Source organism: Mycolicibacterium arseniciresistens (genome assembly GCF_030519285.1).
GTDB classification, from domain to species: domain Bacteria; phylum Actinomycetota; class Actinomycetes; order Mycobacteriales; family Mycobacteriaceae; genus Mycobacterium; species Mycobacterium arseniciresistens.
In genome coordinates, this window is sequence record NZ_JAUMSQ010000551.1 from 1 (window position 1) to 634 (window position 634).

General features: G+C 76.5%; 1 protein-coding gene and 1 pseudogene. Both read left to right on the forward strand.

What is annotated here, in order from left to right:
- Window positions 1-249, forward strand: a 249-nt coding sequence (locus Q2100_RS31425; RefSeq protein WP_302917150.1) for a ComEA family DNA-binding protein, incomplete at its 5' end; no start/stop codon positions are given.
- Between the two features lie 7 nt (window positions 250-256).
- Window positions 257-634, forward strand: a pseudogene (locus Q2100_RS31430) (ComEC/Rec2 family competence protein); the annotation flags it as partial.

Genomic DNA, 634 nt, shown 5'->3' on the forward strand with positions numbered 1-634 from the left:
GCGACTCCCGCCGCGCCGCCGGGAGTCCCGCCGCGCGATCCGGGCTCTGCACCGCCGGAAGCGGTGGACCTCAACACCGCGACGGCCGAACAGCTCGATGCGCTGCCCGGCGTCGGACCGGTGACCGCGGCGGCGATCATCGCGTGGCGCGACGCCAACGGACGGTTCACCAGTGTCGACCAGCTCGGCGACGTCGACGGCATCGGTCCGGCGCGGCTGGACAAGCTGCGCGACCTGGTCCGGATCTGATCCGCGGGTGGACAGCGACCGCCCACTCGACCTGCGGCTGGTGCCTGCCGCGGCGACCGGCTGGGCGGTCACCGCCACCACCACGCTGTGGCACGCCGGGGCGGCGGTACTGGTGACCCTCGTCGCGCTGGCCCTCACCGCCGCCGCGGTCTGGTGGGGCGGCGGCCGCGGCGACTTCGGTGAGGCCTTACGGGCTGCGGGGGCGGGTCTGGCGGCGGTCGCCGCGGTGGGTGCCGCGTTCACCGTCGCCGCGGCGGTGCGCACGCACCAGGTCGACGACCACCCCGTCACCGCCCTGTACGGCCGGACCGCCACCGTCACGGTCACCCCCACGGAGAGCCCGCGCTCGCTGGGCGGCGGCCGGCTGATGTTCCGCGGGACGCTG